Below are 19579 nucleotides of genomic sequence, written 5' to 3' on the forward strand. Positions count from 1 at the left end.
AGATTAATAGTCTATCGGCTTTTTTATTTTTATAACCATAACTTTTTAATCGCGGTATCAGGGCTGAAATGATGCCTAATCTGCGCCTGTAATAACTCAGCGGTTGCAATAGCGTCAGTTAAAGCATCGTGAGGTTGATAGGTGGGTAAGTTATAACGTAAACGACTGTTAGCAAGACGGATTGATTCAGGTCGTTTTCCCTTAAGCCAGTTAATGATCCCCTGCGACTGTTTCCGCTGTATATCGGCCTCAATCTGCATAGTATCGACAACTGGAAAGACAATTCCTTCATTAATCAGAGCACGTAAATTCCGGTCAAAAAAATTGCGCTCAATGCGCCGATAATGAACCACCACTACTTTTCCTGCAAGCTCATCTAAAAGCTGCTCCAGAATACGCCGTAAATCAGGTGCGTCTTCCAAGTCAGAATGGGTGATACCATGAATAATAATCGACTCTTCTTCTAAATTATCCTGCGGATTGATATACCAGCTTTTGGCTTTTCTGCAGAAAATACGCTGCAGATTAAAGGGAACCAGGCCGATACTGATAATGCTGTTCTGCTGTGAATCTAAGCCTGTTGTTTCAAAATCAAGCGCAACAAACTCAACATCACTTAATTTAGTTTCATCATGATAAGTCCCGGTTTCATAGAAGCTCTGCAGACGCGGATCTTTACTTTGATCTGCTTTTACCTGCAGAAAAGCAGCCCAGTTTAAGATCTCTTTATTGGTAAAATTATGCATTTATACGATACCCTTAAAGTTTGCTGGCACTATAACGATATTTCAAAAAGTTTTGTGCATTGCTCAAAACTAAAAAGGCATCTTTAAGATTACGTCTTTCAAAATCAGACATATTTTCAGGCTCTATATTATTATCCGGCTCAATCTCAGACTCAATATCTAATGCCTGATGGCGCAGACGTACCAGGGAAATAAGCTCCATGGCATGCTGCAGATCTGCTCCTTTGGATTTCGGCAGAATACCCGCTTCAATAATATCCTCTAAACGGTCAAATGAGTTTTGTGATTGAGAGCCAATAGCGAGTGCGTGAACACGAATAAGATCAGCTAATGGTGCTGTACCGCGGCGTTTTAAATTAATCGAGTTATTATGACGGCCGTCTTTCTCCATCACAAAGTCTTTAAAGAATCCCAATGGCGGTGTACGGTTAAGCGCATTACGCGCCAGACAGGCTAAAAAGCGGTTATTTTTTCGGGCTCTGCGCAGAATAAAGGCATTTAACTGCTCAGCCCATTTTACCCGGCCGTAAACACCAGTAAGATCAAAGAAAATCGAGCTGTTTAATAAAGCCTTCGGGTTGGGGTTGTCTATCCAGTCTGCAAAACAATCTTCCCACTGTGACTGAGTTTTACGATACTCGGGATTGGTTGCCATAATATCACCGGAGCAGTAACTATAACCACAGGCAGCCAGACCATCGCAGACAAAACTGGCTAGTTTTTCAAAGTATTCACCATGCTTACTGATCTCATAGCTGTTATCGAGAATAAGCGCATTGTCCTGATCGGTAACTATCAGCTGCTCATCACGTGCCATTGAGCCCAGCGCTAAAAAGCAGTAAGGAACAGGCGGCGGACCGAATTCCTCTTCAGCTAACTCTAATAAACGCTGCTTAAAACTGCGGCCGATTTCTGAAATGGCCCGCCCCACCATATGAGAATTAGCATCTTCATTAACCATACGTACAAAACAGTCTTTTAACTGCGTAGAAAGAAGGACTAAATCCTCGGTACTCTGCTGCTGGAAGATACTGCTTACAAATAACAGACTATTCTGCGATTCATAGCGGATAATATCAGAAACTTCAATCAAACCAATGGGCTGCTTATTCTTAAGAATAGGCAGGTGGTGAACATTATAGCGAAGCATAATCAGCATAGCTTCAAAGATATAGGCGTTGTGATCCAGTGAGATGAGCTCGGTCGACATCACTTCTGAAACCGGATTATCAACATTTAATCCCGATGCAATTACTTTAGCGCAAAGGTCATGTTCAGTGATAATACCAACGAAACTGCTGCCCTGCTCATCATCTATATCAGGATCATTAATCAGTGCCGCGGAGACATTCTCTTCCGCCATTATCTGCGCAACAGACTGAATAGAGCTGCTGCTGGCAAGCATCAGCGGCTCCCGGGTCAGCAGTGTTTTTACTTTGGAAGTCGTCAGCGCATTGGCATCATCGCTTTTACTTTCTACTGCCTGCTTTAAGCGGGTACTGTCTTCTGCTTCAACAAAGTCAGCAAAATCTTCAAAACGCTCACATAAGTCATGAAAGACAGACTCGGGAATACAGTATAAAAGCGTGTCGTTTACCGATTTAGCAGGAAAACGTACTTTATTGCTGGTCAGCAGCCCCATCTGTCCGAATAATTTTCCCTGATCGAGGCGGTTATAAAGATCACCATTACGGCGGTATATCTCCACCACACCACTGCGTATCATATACAGTTCGTGAATTTTATCACCAAAGTCAATAATGGTGCTGTCAGCCCGGTAGTAAGAGATTTCAACACTTCGTACAACTTCAAGTAATGCTTCTTCCGGAAGCTCGTCAAAAGGGGCATGCTGGCTGATAAAATCTTGAATTTCTAGTAGTTCGACTTCCATTATTTGCTCGATTAGTGAGATAAAAGATAGTTTGATCAGCAGCTATATTACATGTGTTTATAGCCGTTACCAATCATTAAACGTTGTATTTATACAGCGAAAAAATCAATAAGAACAAGGTCTTGATTATTCAATAAGCTGTCAACTCAATAGATAACACTATTACATAAATTAACAATCAAATAAACAAAGGACAAAGCAGTCAACCTAAGTATATTAAACCCGAGCCGCAGCAGATAAAACCCTAGAATGCATTGAAATAATCAGAACATACCTAACAGCGACAATTAAAAACTTTTAATCAAGAATAAATCACAACTGCCGATATGCTAAATAATCACAATTATCTGCGAAGGTGGAATCATGCGCATTAACAACTCTAACATTCAACTATGGTCCAACAGCGGCAAGAAAATAGAGACTCAACAGGAAACACGACAAAGTACTCTGTCCGTAGATACACCAGAAGCACAAAGAAATATTATTGGTTCACAGCTGACATTAAACCAGACCTATAACGCCCGTTATCTCGCAAAAAAGCAGCTAGAAAGTCAAAGTATTAGTGAAGTCACATCAGCAGATAAAAATGAGAGAACTAAAATAACCAATGAGCAGGCCGTCAGCGAAATGGTTTCCGGGCTTATCGATAAACAGGTAACACTATTTAACAGTGAATTTCTTGCTTCAGACAATGAAACTTCAGAAAACCTAGCCTTGTTTCAACAAGTTAACAACGAACTACCTGCCAGCGGTAACGGGCGGCTGGAAAGCTCCCCATTGCAGCTGTCCGGTCAACTTCAGATGGAAGTTGAAAGTTATCAGATGCTTAAAGAAGAGCAGAATATGCAGGTCAGAGCGTTCGGTAAAGTGGGATTAGAAGACGGTCGTACAGTCGACTTTGCGCTTGAGCTGTCAATGCAGCGATCCTATGAGTTAGAGCAGAATCTTAACGTTAATTTATCACAAAGAACATTAAAAGATCCGTTAGTAATTAATCTATCCGGCGCTCCCGTTGAGCTCAGCGAAACAAGTTTTCAGTTTGATATTGATTCTGACGGTGAGCAGGACAATATTGCATTTGTAAAACCCGGCAGCGGCCTGCTGGTTTTGGATAAAAATGGCGACGGCAGCATAAATAACGGCTCTGAACTGTTCGGCGCACAAACCGGACAGGGATTTAATGAGCTGGCGGAGTACGATGCAGACGACAATCTGTGGATTGATGAAAATGATGAAATATTCGAAAAATTACAGGTCTGGACTAAAGATGCAGACGGTTTAGATACTCTGATCAGCCTAAAGGATGCCGGAGTAGGTGCCATATATTTAGGCTCGACCTCTTCAGAATTTGATCTGACCGACAATCAAAATAACTTACTGGGAAAAGTACAGAGAACAGGTCTGTTTTTAAAAGAAAATGGTGAAGTCTCAAGTATGCAGCAGATAGATTTAGCAATTCAAAAAGAAAGTGAGGAGTTTGAACTTGAAGCAGCATTTGACCGCTTAAAAGGTAAATTCCCAGAGGAAAACTTTGTAATCGATATTGAGCCAGGTAATATCTCACTGTCTGCCCAGCAGGCTGAGGTAACCACTGAAAACAGCAGCCAGGCGGGAACAGACATAACAACGCAGGCGCCTGTCATTAATCAGGAATCGCCAGCAGCTTCACCAACACCCGCAGCATCACAGGAAACAATTAAAAATCAACAAGAACAAACCAGCAGCACTACAATCAGAAGCACCAGCAGCAGAAAACAGCTAAGCAGAGAGACAACCGATAATACAGCTGCAGCTGAAAATAACAGCCAAAACAGCCACAATGTTAGTTTTGCAGCCCAGGATGCACTAGAGCGTTTAAATGAGCTGTCAAACAGATTGGACAACTATGAAAAAGAGCAGAGAACAAAAGAAGACAGATTAGGCAGTTTATTAGACAGTCTCAAGGAAAACCGGGAAAAACTTGCTCAGTATCGCGAAAATAAAAGCCGGCTATATCAGAGCAGGATCTTTGATTAAAAAACAACAAACATAACAGGCACAGCTGCTGAATATTTTTATATTTACGAGCAGGAATTCAATTTATCTAACGGTAGATATACTTAACACTGTACAGCGCGCCGTTGAAATAATATTCCCCCCAGTATACTTCTCCGTTCTCAATATGCACTTGATAATTATACACATTTTTAGAACCGCTTGGATCTGTCAAAATAAGTCTGCCGCTCCTCAAGCCCCCTTCCACCCGCCAGCGTCCGCCTGACTGTTCTGTACCGGCGGCTCCCCAGCTGCCGGTCTGATAGCCGCCTTGATCATTAAAAGTCCCGCTGTAGCTGGATTCGTAGGCATCTTCATAGATGCCGTCTGGTCTGAGGTAAATGTTAGTCATGGTATTAGTGCTGACATTAGCCCAGCGTCCGGCGAATTTATATAACAGCGCCTGGTCACCGGGATTATTTTCATCGATCTGTCCCTGAGGCCTGACGTAGGGAGGGGGCCAGCTCTTTGAAGAAGCTTGTGTATTACTGAGCCCGGCCGTTTTTCTCTGAGCCTTACCGGGCTTTTTAGCTTTACCCCGCTGACACTGTGAAACAGAGCCGTCAGGGTTAGCTATTATGAGTTTAGGGCCTTGCAGTGCGTAAAAATAACTTATCACACCTTCTTCCTCCTGCACGTAAATAACTCCAGGTGCAATTTGACAAGGGTAAGCCTCTCCGTTCAAAGTCAACAGATTAGATGATTTAAATATAAGCTGGTGACTCTCATTACCTAATGAGCACTGCCAGGAGCCTTTGAGTTTACTGTAATTGTCAGCAGCTGCGGGCTGGGCTATGAATAATATATTAAGCACTGCTGCTGTTATTAGAATTCTGCACCTGATTTTTATCTCTTTAATGACTTTACTCATAAATAAAAACTCCACTGAATTCAGGCCAAATGAGAACAGTTAGATATAAAATGGCGGCTTATTAATTTGATTCAAGGCATTTGATTAATAACAGCTCTTTCTTTAAGCCTTTCCAGTTACGCATTAACTCCATGAAATAAATCACATACAATACAAATACGCCCCACATAATGCCGTTCTGCAGTGATAACTCGCCACTGTAATATACTAAAAACGGCAGCCCTATAAATATCACCAACTGCACCCATTTCATCCAGCGCCAGTTTTCTACATCTTTTCTAGCTTTTTTGAGTAATTCTATATCAGACGGGGTAAACTGCATTAATAAATATCCTTATCTAGTACCTTAACACAGAGGTTTTGATTGATTCAGAGTTCAAAACTTTTGTGTCAAGGTACTAATTATACTTGTTGAGCAAAACGGTAATAACTAACGCTGCAGTTACTATTGAATTATTTCTGATGTTTCTACTGCAGCATCAATACCTTGTGCTGATTTAGGGAATGCAGACGGATCCGTTTCACCCAGCTCATTTGTTAAATCCCTGGTATTTTTTTGTACCGTTATTACAGAAAATAATGCTAATACAAAAGAGATACCATAAAAGCCTTTTTCGCTTAACAGAATATCCGCATTTATTAAACCGATTACCAGCATGGCAATGGCTGATGCGAATGCCGCCCAGCACATACCCACAAAAATTTGTGTGACAGGCAAACCTTCTTCTTTATCTCTGACTGTTTTCTGCAATGTTACAGCAGCAAACATAGCGAGCAGAAATACAGCAAAATAGAAGCCCTTTTCATTTAATTCAAATGTTGAATTCCAAAGCCCTATTAAATAGGATAACACTCCTATAATTAAAGCCCCCCAAGTGGCTAAAATATAGGCTGATGAAGGCTTATTCAAAGTGGAGTTGTTTAATTTCATAGTAATATCCTTATTAGTTGTTAATTTCATTCCTAAACGGGTTACCTTAGATACATATCTAACGGCAGTAAAATATATGCTGTTAATTAAGAACATTTAAACCTCTCTGATAAAACCATATATAGGTTTAGTTACATAACGCCATTTTAAGCGCCGAATCAGAGCTGATTACAATCGCGAAGCGATGACCGGCTGTAATTTATAATATTTCTGGATCCGATTTAGCTAAAATATCCATTCTATTCTCTCACTAATGATTTTATGTAAAGACATAAACGGTGCAGTGCTGCATAACGACGTTACCCACCTAATAATAATTAAAACATCAAATTAAACCAATATATTGCAAATATATATAACAAAATCGTGATCCGGAAAATACATCACTGAGAAGTGATGTATATATTTAAGTTTCTCTTTTCAAAGGAAAGGCTATATAAGAAGTACTATTTGAGAAGTAATCTGCACAGGGCCCCAGAGATTCTGCTATATCAACAGTTAGTTTTTCATCTCTAGAGGCCCGCTTTAGTTGTGCTTAATAAAATTCCGTTTTTAGTAAGCAAAGCTGTTTATTTACAAGTGCTGCTCGTCCAGTCCGGCTGCCGCCAAACTCCATATATATCTGTTGGATCAGGTGCTTGTCCAGGGTTGGCGTACCATTCATTTTTATACTCAGCTCCCTCATAAGTAACCAGAGTACAATTTTCCGGGTATGCTTTGTTCGGATCCCATTGACCTTCAGGAAGCGGCTCCTCATCTTCAACCTCTACATATTCACTTTCATAAATATTGCAGTCACCAGATTCAAAAAGAATATTCAGCTGAATGGGATTCTCCGGATCAATGTTTTCAATGGAGACCTGGAAAGCTTCATTAAAGGAATCTTCACAGCTGGCACCGCTATAGCTTAATGTTGTCACTGTGACATCAACAGGTAATGAAATATGCTTATTCGGGACTAAATAGTCATTAACAATATAACTATTGTTACTGTCATGTGCCTGCATCAACATAGAGTTTGGGGTAATATCCGCGGCTACGTAAACCGGCATCTCTTTACTCGGATCAATCGGGCCTTTTTCAGCAAATGTTTTAATCGGCACCGAGGTGACAATTGCTTCAATCACTTTACCGAAGTCATTTTGGTAACTGATACCGCCGTCTTTCTCGCTGGCATCAAATACCGTTTTTACTGCAGCTTCAAGCGTATCGTAATCGGCCTGAGCATAAAAACCATAATTTGTCAGCAGTGTCAGATACGCCTGTAAATCACTCCAGCTCAGCTGCGTTTCATAGGCATTTTCTGAAGCCAGTAACTGCCTGGTAACATCCGGTATTTGGCGAATATACCTTGTACCGAAGTCATTCTGCTTAGTAAAACAGGTCCAGTCGTTTTCCAGATCGCCGGGAAGCGACATACAGTGCTGAAAAATCTCTTCTGTTCTCAAAGGCTGATCTTTAGCCGCATAGGGGCCGCGGTTGTACATAAAGCTGAGCATTTTTGACAGGGCTTCCGGATCCCCTGCCCCCTGTATAAACTCATGCAGTCTATTCTGCGGATTAGCCTGCCCGTCAGGATTTTGATCCCACTCTAATGACCCGGTATTAATTGCCGTTGCCGATGCATTATAATAAGCACTGGTACTTGCAGAACCGAGAATATTTCTCGCCGGACCATTGTTTGAACTCAACACAGCTTGCGGATCCATCGCTGCGAAAATAGCAGGAAAACCGCCGGATGCTACGCCCTGCAGCTCAGCCCACGCGCTGCCTGGGTACTCTACCTGCAGTACACCGTCGTCATCCCCCTCTCCCATCGGATTATCCGGCAGATCGTCCCCCAGAGATGACTCCTGCAGACCTTTTGACAGGTAATAATTCGGCCCCATATTTCTCATAAAATAATCGCCGAAAGATTCACCTGTTGCAAAGGGACGCTCTAAATCAAATGTGCCGCCCTCTTTGGCTAACGCATACTGCATTAATACCATGCTGTTCATTGCCGCATGCGCAAAGGACATCGCCCAGAGCTTATGCTCTTTTAGAGACAGATCTGACGGAATACCTAGAATGCTCAGATCAACCTCGTCCGGGTAGTCATTTTCCCAGTTAATCGTTCGCTGATCACAGGTGTCAGGATCCAGAACGTATCTTCCGCCATCTTCTTTAATATTACAGTGGTAATCAACAGTAGTCTTATCAGCCAGTGTTAACAGATAACCATCGGCAGGCAGAAGAGCACGGTACTGCTCCGTAGTAATAACTTCTGAGGCCAGAATATTACTGCAGAACAATGAGCCGGCAACACTTAATGCCGTTAGTGATTTTTTGTATCTCATAATCTAACTCCTTAGCCACTTACTTTTAATAAGTGATAATTTATTAAGAATTGTTATTAGGATCTGTTGATCTTTACCGGTTGATTTTTGTTCTATCTAAAAGCGTTTTGATCACAACGAACGAAATGCGGCTTAGTCACCTAAGTAAATTTCGTTCAACAAAGAGCAAAACGCTTTGAGATGAACCCGAAGGGCAACGTTTGCTGACAATTTTTACTGCGTTATCGTCTATTTATGTAGAACAACTACACTACATAGACTCTGCCTTGTATAAATAGCCAGCAAACTATTGCAAAAACAACCTTGAAAGATCAACAGACCCTAAAATATGAATTATTGTGCCAATGCACTCAAAAACATATCAATAAGATACTAAAAAAAGCACGCAACAAAAAATCATTTACCATTAATTAGAATGATTTACACTCATTTATAATAATTTATTATAAAATTAAGCTTATACTGGGTTGTTGACGAAAGCAAAGATAGTAACTGCAAAACTAATGAGAAACAGGACAGTTATATTCGAGCGGCGGCACTCAAAAGTGTATTTTATTATAGGCTGCAGACATCAGTATCTATTAATCAGCGGCTAATCAATTAAAAATCTTGCTCTGCGGCATTTTTCTCACCGATTAAAGTAATTATCTGCTCGAGATCCAGGCATATAGACTTTCCATCTCCTTGTTTAATCAAACTTCCAATCTGATGATGGTATGGAAACAAGCGTACCAGCCCTTCTGGTGAAAAACAGTTTTTACCTGAAAAGTGGAAGCTTTTACCGGAATAGCCGTTACTGTAGCCGTCAATAATGATTTTTTGGCGGCTGTGTGCCGGACTACCGACAGTGACCAGCACATAGGTATTCTTATTGAAGCTGCTGTCAAGAACAATTAGCTCTTGTCCTTTATAGGGAGGGTTTGTTTCGAAGTACTTTTTTACTGAATCAAAGGTCCAGTGTAGATCTCTGGCAAAAAACAGATTTTTTTCACGCCGTTTCTTCATTTTATAACGGTGTCTTCTCATCTGCGTACATTCGCGGCACAGGCCGAAAGCGGTTTTGAAATCTCTGACTCGAATAGGGAAGGGTTTACTCATTGAAGCCAGAAATTTACCGCCGCACATCTCACATGTTTTTCGCCATGTAACAACTGAATCATCTGTATTTTCAAGTTTCACGTTATTATCCTAAATTTACAAAAAGCATAAATCGCGAATAGCCCAATGTTTAAGCTAAGAGCAGACTGTTCTGTATCTGTTCACTATAACGATAAACAACATTAATCCGAGCTTTTTTAACAAATACTTTTTAGGGAAAAATAACCACAATCAAGAGTCAAAAGCAGCTTAACTTAATCACAAAAAAAGCATGTGTCAGGCAAAGGTAATATAGAGACACAGTTATAAAGCACCTCTCTTATCTTTGAAAAAACAGCAAAGCCAGCTGCAGAGATATTAATTATCGATGCGGCAGATAAAGCACGAACACTACTCTATCACAAATTTAAGCTTTCAATCCAATGTGTTACTAACATACCTGTTATGTATATATGGTATTGACATTACCTACCTGCCCCTGTCGACTATAACTAATCCTTTTTATATAGGACTCACTGAAATTTCTGCCGCGGCGCGACAGCATGACAGAAAATGATAAAACACAAACAAAAAATCAACACGGGCATTTGTAAAACAGCAGGATTAGTCAGAATAGAGACCGAGTTAAAAGCACAATACTGCTTAGTAAGTGCATAGCTATCTGTGTCCTCATGTTGCGTTTTCTGCAAACTTTTCTTCAAGAACAGCTAATGCCTGGCATCGAAGAAGCTCATTGATAAACCTTAACAGTGGCATACGGGAAATTATTATAATAATTAAAGCAGATAGAATGATTAAGCCGGGTCTGTACTTTTTACCACTTTATTTCTTCCAGTCTGCTTCGCTTGATAAAGAGCACTGTCGACTCTAGAGAGTAGTTCCTCTGCAGATTCCCCCTCTTTATATTGCGCAATTCCACAGCTGGCGGTGGCCTTGCCGATAACAGAAAAATTATGTGCGGCAATTGTTGTGCGTAATTTTTCAGCAAAAAACCAGGTATTTTCAATATCAGTGCCTGCGGCAACAATTAAAAACTCTTCTCCGCCCCAGCGGACGACCCAGTCTGTCACACGCGCATTCTCCTGAAGAAGTTTTGCCAAAGCAATCAGCGTTTCATCACCAACTAAGTGCCCGTGACAATCGTTAATTTTTTTAAAGTAATCAACGTCAAAAAGAAGCAGGGAAAAAGGAGTCTGATAACGTTTAAAGCGGGAGATTTCAGCAGACAATAGCAGCTCCAGTTTATGGCGGTTATATAAACCCGTTAAACTGTCAGTGACAGACATTTTTTCGATTTCCTTCTGCGCAGTAATATCCTGAGAAATCGCAGTAAAACCGCTGATTGAATTATTATCTTTAAACTCTGGTGTAATAACAGTATTCAGCCAGATCTCTTCACCTGATTTGTTGAGATCTTTTAACTGCCCTTCCCATGTATTACCCTCAAGTATTGTCTGCCACAGGCTGCTGTATGTTTCCAGTGTTGTATCGGGATGCCTTAATATATTGTGGTTTTTACCGATAACTTCATCACGCTGATAACCAGTAACTTTGCTGAACCATGTGCTGATATTCTGTATAGCACCATGTTTATCTGTTCTGGCAATCATAACGTTTTTGTCTATGATAGCAGCGTCATCTCTAATTACCTTATAAGCTTTTGCAAGCTGCGACTGCAGCCTTGCAGGTATAATGCTCACCAGTCCGGACAGGGGAATTGAAATCAGAATAACGGTAAACGCAAGAAGCAGCGCCAGAACTATATTAGCCTGCTGCAGTTCTTGTACGACAGCCTGCTCGGGTACAAAAATAAGTTTTATTCCTTCATTATTTTTAAACAACTCGCCCAGGCTGTATGAATATATTTTTTCAGCACTGAAGGTTTCCTGATACAGAATACTTTCAACATGTTCCGGAAAAAGCGCAGACATATCCGGGTTGTTTTTAAAGTAGCGGCTCCATGACTTGCTCCGATCCGGCTGGGAAATTATTTCTCCATTCTGATCAGCAAGATAGATATTAAAATTCTCGGAATAGGTTAATAAGTTAATTATTTTTTCAAACAGCAGATTAACGATCACAATGCCTTCAAAACGTCCGTCAATAAACAAAGGGGCAGCCACTCTAAAGGTGGGATTTAAGGGCATTTCAATCTTATTATTCTCAATATTGAGATCAATATTTGAATGCCAGAACTGATCTGCATTTAATGTGGCGGTTTCTTTATAATAATAACGCTGCTTTTTATCCTGCAGATCACTTTCACTGACGATATGCAGCTTTTGATTTTTTCTATGACGGTGAATTCTAATATTTTCTTTGCCGGAAGCATCAATATAGCGCAGCTGCATAATATCATTATTAGCGTAAGTTAAACCCTGAAAAAGACGCAGCAGCTTTCTTTTATCGTCACTGCTGTCTGATCTAATATACTGCTCTGTTAGTTCATTCTGTATAACTGCCGAGACAATCATTTCTGATGCGGCTAAATAGTCATCCAGAGCCGCTCGTGAGAATTCCATACTGGATTTTGATTTTTCCTGAAACTCTTTATCAATATCAGCAATGCTGAAATGATAAGTTATAAATGAAGTCAGCAGCGCAACAATGACACCGAAGATAACAAAATAGAGTGCAAAAATGAGATGATATTTCTTTTTCGGCAATAAATAGATAGTCATTATTCACCTCAGCATTCCCTGCTTTCTACATCCAGTACATATTTTGCTTACCTGTCAGTTAAATAAATTATAGTGTACAGAAACACCTGCTCTGCGCCTGTGCACTCAATTAATAATCAATACTTTGTATCCATCAGCGCGTTTCTATCCATATGCACACTGTTACAGCACCGAAACTCATTTATCTCCGCCGCCATGCGTTTTATAGAATGCATTGATTTCAAGAGCTAATTTAAGACCACCAGGCGGCTTATTAAACAAAGCTGTGTTTCATTGAAGTCTGCATAAGAAAGTTCAGCTCATAGGCTTACTGATTAAGCAGGTCAAAGCGGCTTATACCCTTACAAAAAGTACTATAATTACAGATACAAAAGTTTACCGACACACAAGCAGTAACAGCAGGTTAGGACCGTTTTACAGCGGTGAAAACAGAAAATCTGCATAACCTGACAGAGGGTAAGGTCATGAAAAATCTACACAGGAAGTTTCTATGCGGCGTTATTTTTCTTTTCAGCCCGGCGCTGGCCGCAGTACCGATAACCCTCAACCAGCAGCTCGATTTTCATGCCCCTGAGCAGAGTATGTGGACTCAAGGAGGACCGATAGGCAGTATTGAAGACAGTGATCGAATCGGCGGTGCGGCAGGCTTTGAGTATACGCTCAGAGCCAGCAGCGGCACGGTAAGTGCTGATTTTGACGGCCTTTTATCCATTGCTTATGACGATGAGCTTACCGGAAGTACACATACCAGTCTAAATTTGAATTTTCAGGGACAGCCGGGAGCGGGCTCCTTATCAACATTTGCCGGTCTTGATATTGATTTCGACTGGTTTGTTGATACGCACCTTTTAGGTATTCCGGTAACCGGATCCGGTAATATTTTTTCTGCTGATTATTCACTGAATATCGATGAAGTGTTTACACCGCAGCTTCCGCAAGAATTTTCGTTTCAGCTCCCGCCTCCCTGGGGCAGCATAGACCTGATAATCCCTAAAGTTGAGCAGGGCTCAGACAGCTTCAGCCTGTTCAACCCCGGACTTGATCTCGGTTTAGTTGATATCGGGATTGATCTTGCTATTGAACAAACGGCCAGTTTCTGGGCAAACGGCTTAAACGGCTCAATTCTCGGCAGGCATAGAGATTCGGGTTACAGCAGTTTTATGAATTTTAACCTTGGCACAAATGAAGGCATAAATTTGGGACTTGATCTGCCTTTAGACGGTTACTGGGACTTTTATCTAACGGAGATTATGCTGGATAATACTTTCCTAAATGATATAGATCTTATCCTCGATGCCTCGCTTAAAGTAGATATCGGTATAGCACAAAAAACATGGCACTGGGACTTACTGGATCAGGACATCTATAATACCGATTTCGCGTTACTGTTTAACAGCGAACACAGCGCCGAAAAATTCAGTATTTTTGTGACTCCCGCGCCTAATGCACTGACTGTGATTCTAGCAGCCGTTTTAATTGTTATCTTTATCAGAAGGCGCCGCATGCACCTGCATGAAAGCTGATTATAAAGCAATGAATTTATCAAAACGGCTGTCCATACATGCACTTATGTCAGTCGTTATAAATTCGCCATTATAAAACAGACTGAAAATCGTAGCCGCTGACGGGCATGATCTAGCCTGCTTAAGGCTCTGGAGCTTAATTACTTTCAGCGGAATATTACGATTATTACAGCTTTCAACCAGCGACTGCGTTACATGATATTCAGAATACGGACATCTGTTTGAATAGTAGGCAACACATCCTTGCTGTTCGATCTGCTCGACTTTGGCATTATCATAGAAAACCGGTAAACGCCCGCCGGAATCAAACTGCAGACACAACAGAACAAATCCCATAGGTGTTTCATCGCAGATAACAAAACCTTGCTTTAAAAGCCATTTTGTATCACTCATAAAATGCGCTTTCTTTTTACCGGCAACGGTTATGATGCCGAATTTGCCCTGCGCTTTAGCCTCCTCAACAGCCTCAGCTAAAAGCTGTTTACCATGCCCGTTTTTCTTATACTTACCGGATACCCAGAAACAGCCGAGAGCCTGATAATTGTCAGCATCAACCGGCATCCAAGCTTTCTCAGCTGGTCCGTATTCTATAAACACTTTCGCTCTTTTATCCAGGCGCTTAAACACATAACCATTTTCAAACTGACTGCGCAGCCAGGTTTTCTTCGCCTGGTAACTATCCTTACACTTGCGGTCTGAGAAAGCGCAGCAGATATGCTCCGATGCAAGATTATCTTTATCCACAACGATATAATCCATTTTACTTCCCCTATACGGCTACTGATTCAAAATCTCAATAACCTGATCAAGCAGAGCTGAGTAATCTATTTTTCCCTGATTAACCGTATATACTATGACCAGCTGTTTACTTCTATCAACATACAGTAAAACGCCCCAGTGACCGGGGTGATAAAAAAACACCTGCGATGTACCGGCTCCCCCGACAAAGGGACCTAATCCTATCGACTCACTGCCGTACAATTTTAGTGCAGATGCTAATGTATCTGCATGTATAAAAGTTTTACCGCTGTTCAGCGCCAAAGCAAACTTGGTTAAATCAGCTGCAGTTGTTACAAATCCGCCATCTGCAAACTCCATGCTGGAATGAATCTGGTTCATATCATAATCACTGACATAACTATGCACTGGTTTAATATAACCAGGCAGTTCGTGTGTTTCCTCAAAGGTGTTTTTCAGCCCGAGAGGAGTAAGCACCTCCTCGCGAACAACCTGATAATAAGGCTTTTTAGTGACCCTTTCGATAATTAACCCCAGCAGAGTATAACCCGGAGAGGAGTACCTCTGCCCTTCACCGGGCGCAAATTCAGGCCCGATCTGTATCGCGTATTCAAGCAGCTCCTGCGGCATTCTATTCTTTTGCGGGTATTTCATTAACCACCGTCCAAAAGCCGGGTTGTCATCGGTATTCGGCAAGCCGCTGCTGTGTGATAAAAGCTGCTTAATGGTTATTGAGTTCCCGTAACTCCTGCCTTTGTATACATGCAGGCGCGCGACTAAATCCGCATCAAGATACTTATCAACCGTGTCATTAAGGCTTAAGCGCCCCCTTTCATGGAGCCTTAACACTGTCACCGCGGTGAATAATTTACCGACACTGGCGGTGCGAAAATATGAATCAGGCTTAACCGGCGTAAGATCATTAAAAGAGGCTTGTCCTGCGGCTCCCGCATAGATCAAGCCGCCTGCATCTTCAACCCGCAGCATAACACTCGGTACACTCAACTGCACGGCCCACTCATGCACCAGGTTATTAAGCATTGCTGTTTGTTCACTGCTCTCGGAGCCGGCAAAAGATTGACCTGAAATTAAAAAACAGCTTACAGCTAATATATAAACAACCACCCTCACAAAAATACTCCCTATTTATAAGCCTTGCCTTCAACTTTTATAGACTGGATAGAATAACCGAAATGCCAGCTCACACGATCATCTATAGACAGATCGGTCAGATACTTAGTACCGCGGTTCTGCTGTATGGCACTTTCAATAGCGGCATTCGTTGAAGGCGCCTCCCCCATTGGAATAATATACAAAAACCATGTCTGTGCAGACTCGCCGACAGCATCGGCAACATATAAGCCTTTTGCAGGGATTTTTTGATCGATAAAAGTATTCGAAATAAATGTAGCGTGATTGGCTGTAGAACAGCCGCTAAGCAGTAGTACCAGTATTGATAGAAAAACATAAACCGTTGATTTATACATAATCTCCCCTTTAACGTACTTTACCCGTTATAAACGGACTGAACTGTAGATCTAAACAGCCAGCCTTTTTCATCCTGAACAAAAACCACAATAGCATCATTTCAGAAACATATATTTGAACTTCTCAACAGTCTATAAGGTTAATTTGATGAATTAATATAACAATTTGAATTTAAAAGGGAGTTTAACAAAAGTAAAGCAGGATTATCTCTTAGCGTATAGAGAGACTGGACAAGATAGAATTAACCTGTAAAAAATTGAGCGAGACAGATAACACACTGAAAAATTTATTCCCTGTGTTATCAATCCAATTACTCACCATTAACTAACTTTTTTACGATCCGGCTGCAGGCTAAACCATCACCGTAAGGGTTATGTGATTTTGCCATCTGCTGATATAAATTATTATCAGACAGCAGCTCTAAAGCGGTAGTGGTGATTTTATCAATATCAGTACCGACCAGCTTAACCGTTCCCGCTTCTACCGCTTCCGGACGCTCAGTGGTATCGCGCATCACTAAAACAGGTTTACCCAGCGACGGCGCCTCTTCCTGCACGCCGCCTGAATCAGTAATAATTAAATAACTGCGGTTCATTAAATACACAAAGGGCAGGTAGTCTAGAGGTTCTATTAAAAAGATATTATCCAAGCCTGACAAAATTCTATTTACCGGCTCACGTACATTAGGATTCAAATGCATAGGGTATAATATCTGCACATCCGGCCGCGATTCAGCAATATTTGCTAACGCTTGACAGATCCGCTCAAACCCTCCGCCGAAGCTTTCCCGCCTATGGCCGGTGACTAAAATTAAATTTTTGCCCTTATCTAAAAACGAGAATTTTTGCTCAAGTTCGTTACTTAATGATGCATCATGATCCAGCTTAGCTTTAACCCATAAAAGCGCATCAATCACCGTATTGCCTGTTACCGTAATACGTGCTTCAGGTACCAGCTCTTTGATTAAGTTGTCTTTTGCTCCTTGAGTCGGCGCAAAGTTGTATTGAGTAAGTACCCCGGTTAATTTTCTATTAGCCTCTTCAGGCCAGGGAGAGTAGAGGTTACCGGTGCGCAGTCCAGCTTCTATATGGCCGATTTTGATCTGCTTATAAAATGCGGCTAAAGAGGCCGAAAAAGTGGTAGTAGTATCACCGTGCACCAGTACAATATCCGGCTTAAAATCATCTAATACTTCTTTTAAACCATTTAATATATTAGCAGTGACATCAAACAGATCCTGCCCCGGTTTCATTATATTTAAGTCGTAGTCCGGTATGATTTCAAATAAATTTAAGACCTGATCTAACATCTCTCTATGCTGTGCTGTTACACAGACTCTGCTGATTAAATTATTTTGTTCAGATAATTTATGTACCAGTGGAGCCATTTTAATCGCTTCAGGACGAGTACCAAATACAGTTAAAATTTTTTTCATATTTACCCCAGAAAAACAGATCGTAAATTCATAGAATAAGTGTCTAACTAGAACTGCTGGAAAAGATATGTTTGAGTACTTTTCTCCGCCGGGAGATGCAGTAATTAAAGCATATAATCCAATAAGCTGCGAACCACAAGAGAAGATTTAACACAAAGTAAACAGCGTTCAGTTAAATAAACTCAGCTGCATGGCTGAGTACAGCTGCAGAAGATGATCTAAAAAAACAGAGCGGTTTTATAAAACAGACCTTAAAGAGTCTGATCTATTGTCTTTTCTCTCTTATTCCGGCGAATGTATTACACTTGCTTAAAATCATGCAGCACAATGGGAGAAAAAATGTACCAACTCAGCCTAACCTATTTTGATATCGCCGCCGGCCGCGCAGAGCCGGCCAGACTTGCTATGCATATCGGCAGTATCCCCTTCGAAGATATCCGTTTTCCCTTCTCCCAGTTTGCCGAAGTTAAAAAGAAGACCCCGTTAAATCAGGTACCGGTGCTGACCATAGACGGCAGACAGATAACCCAGTGCAACAGCATCAACCGTTTTATCGGCAAATTAGCCGGGCTCTACCCGGAAGATAACTTTCAGGCAATGCTCTGCGATGAAATCATGAGTGCTCTGGAAGATGCAGTCAATAAACTGATGCCGACCTTCCATTTACCCGAAAAAGAGATGAAAAATGCCCGGGAGGCTTTAGCCGCAGGACCATTTACACTTTACCTGCAGCGCAATGGCGGAACATATTTTGCAGATAACCGCCTGACTATGGCGGATTTAAAAGTGTTCGAATGGGTGCGTACCCTTAACTCCGGGTTTCTGGATCATATCCCCGCCACGCTGGTTGAAAACACCGCTCCGCTGCTGAATGAGCATATGCAGCGCATTGCACAAATTCCGGCTGTTGCTGAGTATTACGCTAAAGGCTGAAAACTTCAGAGACTGCTTTGAAGGACACTTATATTATTCAATAGAGCAAGTGTCCTTTTTGGTTATGATGATTTAAATAACTCACTTTTACTTTGTAATTATTTGGGTGTTTTCAGACCACATCGAAGTATGAACCCAATACATTTAGTCAGTCACTTGTTACGCGCAGTCTTTTAATAAAATATGCTCCTTATCCAATGTGTTCTGCAGCTTTTCTTTCGCCTCTGCAGCAGTGCAGACTAAAAGCTGAGTTTCGTCTGCCCCCCAGCGCTGAAAGGTTACTTGATAATCTTCTCCAGCAATATTTAGATTTACAATCAATGTATCATCTGAAGGATCATTATCGTACTCGGACAAAGTCACACCGTTATCTGCAGCGAAACCTTTCGCCGAATTAAAATACAACCAATCTAGAATAACTTTTTCTCTTTTTAAATCAATAGACTGTATTATCTCATCCAATATGACTTTATCTCTTTGCCGTTTTTTAGTTGCAATCAGGTAAATAATATATCCAATCGTAATAAACCAGAAAAACGGTAAAAAAACAGATATTGCTATTAGAATTATTATTGTTAACATCTATAGGTCCTTCTATATACAGTTAATATATAACAATGTGTTAGACAGCAGGCTTATTAATAAGCACTGTAATTGTCAAATCATTCTGATTATAGCAAACAAATGTGAATCTAATGCGTATTAATTACCTAAAAATAATTAAAATAATATATACGCCTGCTAAAACGTTTTAAATCGCAAATATTAACACCTTATATTCTTTTAAATCATATATTTAAGCAAAATGGCATTACTGCAGATAAAAAACAAAAAATCCCGCTAAGCAGGATTTTCATTCTGTGTCTAAGCA

General features: G+C 41.0%; 16 protein-coding genes. 3 read left to right on the top strand and 13 right to left on the bottom strand.

Going from position 1 to position 19579, the window contains the following annotated elements; all coding sequences use genetic code 11:
- Positions 1–29 precede the first annotated feature (29 nt).
- Positions 30–746 (bottom strand): 3'-5' exonuclease, encoded by a 717-nt coding sequence (locus G337_RS0104590; RefSeq protein ID WP_028862831.1) that lies wholly within the window; start codon positions 744–746, stop codon positions 30–32.
- 13 nt (positions 747–759) lie between these two features.
- On the bottom strand, positions 760–2637 hold the full coding sequence (locus G337_RS0104595) for a DUF294 nucleotidyltransferase-like domain-containing protein (RefSeq protein WP_028862832.1): 1878 nt from the start codon (positions 2635–2637) through the stop codon (positions 760–762).
- Between the two features lie 363 nt (positions 2638–3000).
- On the opposite strand from G337_RS0104595, the gene G337_RS27565 reads away from it, so the two are divergent.
- Complete coding sequence (locus G337_RS27565; RefSeq protein ID WP_051302960.1) at positions 3001–4653, top strand: hypothetical protein; 1653 nt, start codon at positions 3001–3003, stop codon at positions 4651–4653.
- A 67-nt stretch (positions 4654–4720) separates the two neighbouring features.
- On the opposite strand, the gene G337_RS0104605 is transcribed toward G337_RS27565, so the two are convergent.
- From G337_RS0104605 to G337_RS0104630, 6 genes are all read right to left on the bottom strand, one after another.
- Positions 4721–5542 (bottom strand): hypothetical protein, encoded by an 822-nt coding sequence (locus G337_RS0104605; RefSeq protein ID WP_028862833.1) that lies wholly within the window; start codon positions 5540–5542, stop codon positions 4721–4723.
- A 61-nt stretch (positions 5543–5603) separates the two neighbouring features.
- Positions 5604–5864 (bottom strand): hypothetical protein, encoded by a 261-nt coding sequence (locus G337_RS0104610; protein ID WP_028862834.1) that lies wholly within the window; start codon positions 5862–5864, stop codon positions 5604–5606.
- A gap of 123 nt (positions 5865–5987) precedes the next feature.
- On the bottom strand, positions 5988–6473 hold the full coding sequence (gene yiaA / locus G337_RS25625) for an inner membrane protein YiaA (RefSeq protein ID WP_037027081.1): 486 nt from the start codon (positions 6471–6473) through the stop codon (positions 5988–5990).
- Positions 6474–7042: 569 nt separating this feature from the next.
- Positions 7043–8812: a hypothetical protein gene (locus G337_RS0104620; protein WP_028862835.1), complete on the bottom strand. Its 1770-nt coding sequence runs from the start codon at positions 8810–8812 to the stop codon at positions 7043–7045.
- 600 nt (positions 8813–9412) lie between these two features.
- The gene (locus tag G337_RS0104625; RefSeq protein ID WP_028862836.1) at positions 9413–9991 is read right to left on the bottom strand and encodes a hypothetical protein; all 579 of its coding nucleotides are present in this window, start codon (positions 9989–9991) and stop codon (positions 9413–9415) included.
- A 713-nt stretch (positions 9992–10704) separates the two neighbouring features.
- Positions 10705–12591: a sensor domain-containing diguanylate cyclase gene (locus G337_RS0104630; RefSeq protein WP_028862837.1), complete on the bottom strand. Its 1887-nt coding sequence runs from the start codon at positions 12589–12591 to the stop codon at positions 10705–10707.
- Between the two features lie 464 nt (positions 12592–13055).
- Here G337_RS0104630 and G337_RS0104635 point away from each other — a divergent pair, with 464 nt between their 5' ends.
- Positions 13056–14114, top strand: coding sequence for a hypothetical protein (locus G337_RS0104635; RefSeq protein WP_157619218.1), 1059 nt, complete (start codon positions 13056–13058; stop codon positions 14112–14114).
- Here the strand turns inward: G337_RS0104635 and G337_RS0104640 are convergent, their stop codons facing one another.
- The 4 genes from G337_RS0104640 to wecB all read right to left on the bottom strand — a co-directional run bounded on the left by G337_RS0104640 (position 14115) and on the right by wecB (position 17775).
- Positions 14115–14873 carry an N-acetyltransferase gene (locus G337_RS0104640; protein ID WP_028862839.1) on the bottom strand — a complete coding sequence of 253 codons (759 nt, stop codon included), beginning with the start codon at positions 14871–14873 and terminating at the stop codon, positions 14115–14117. It lies immediately after the preceding gene.
- Between the two features lie 18 nt (positions 14874–14891).
- Positions 14892–15983 carry a serine hydrolase domain-containing protein gene (locus tag G337_RS27570; RefSeq protein ID WP_051302962.1) on the bottom strand — a complete coding sequence of 364 codons (1092 nt, stop codon included), beginning with the start codon at positions 15981–15983 and terminating at the stop codon, positions 14892–14894.
- Positions 15984–15994: 11 nt separating this feature from the next.
- A complete protein-coding gene (locus G337_RS0104650; RefSeq protein ID WP_051302964.1) occupies positions 15995–16339 on the bottom strand; it encodes a hypothetical protein in 345 nt (114 codons plus the stop codon).
- A gap of 311 nt (positions 16340–16650) precedes the next feature.
- Complete coding sequence (gene wecB, locus G337_RS0104655; RefSeq protein ID WP_028862841.1) at positions 16651–17775, bottom strand: non-hydrolyzing UDP-N-acetylglucosamine 2-epimerase; 1125 nt, start codon at positions 17773–17775, stop codon at positions 16651–16653.
- A gap of 339 nt (positions 17776–18114) precedes the next feature.
- On the opposite strand from wecB, the gene G337_RS0104660 reads away from it, so the two are divergent.
- Positions 18115–18708 (top strand): glutathione S-transferase, encoded by a 594-nt coding sequence (locus G337_RS0104660; RefSeq protein ID WP_028862842.1) that lies wholly within the window; start codon positions 18115–18117, stop codon positions 18706–18708.
- A gap of 159 nt (positions 18709–18867) precedes the next feature.
- On the opposite strand, the gene G337_RS0104665 is transcribed toward G337_RS0104660, so the two are convergent.
- Positions 18868–19290: a hypothetical protein gene (locus tag G337_RS0104665; protein WP_028862843.1), complete on the bottom strand. Its 423-nt coding sequence runs from the start codon at positions 19288–19290 to the stop codon at positions 18868–18870.
- Positions 19291–19579 lie beyond the last annotated feature (289 nt).

It is taken from the genome of Psychromonas aquimarina ATCC BAA-1526, from assembly GCF_000428725.1.
In the GTDB taxonomy this organism is placed as follows: domain Bacteria; phylum Pseudomonadota; class Gammaproteobacteria; order Enterobacterales; family Psychromonadaceae; genus Psychromonas; species Psychromonas aquimarina.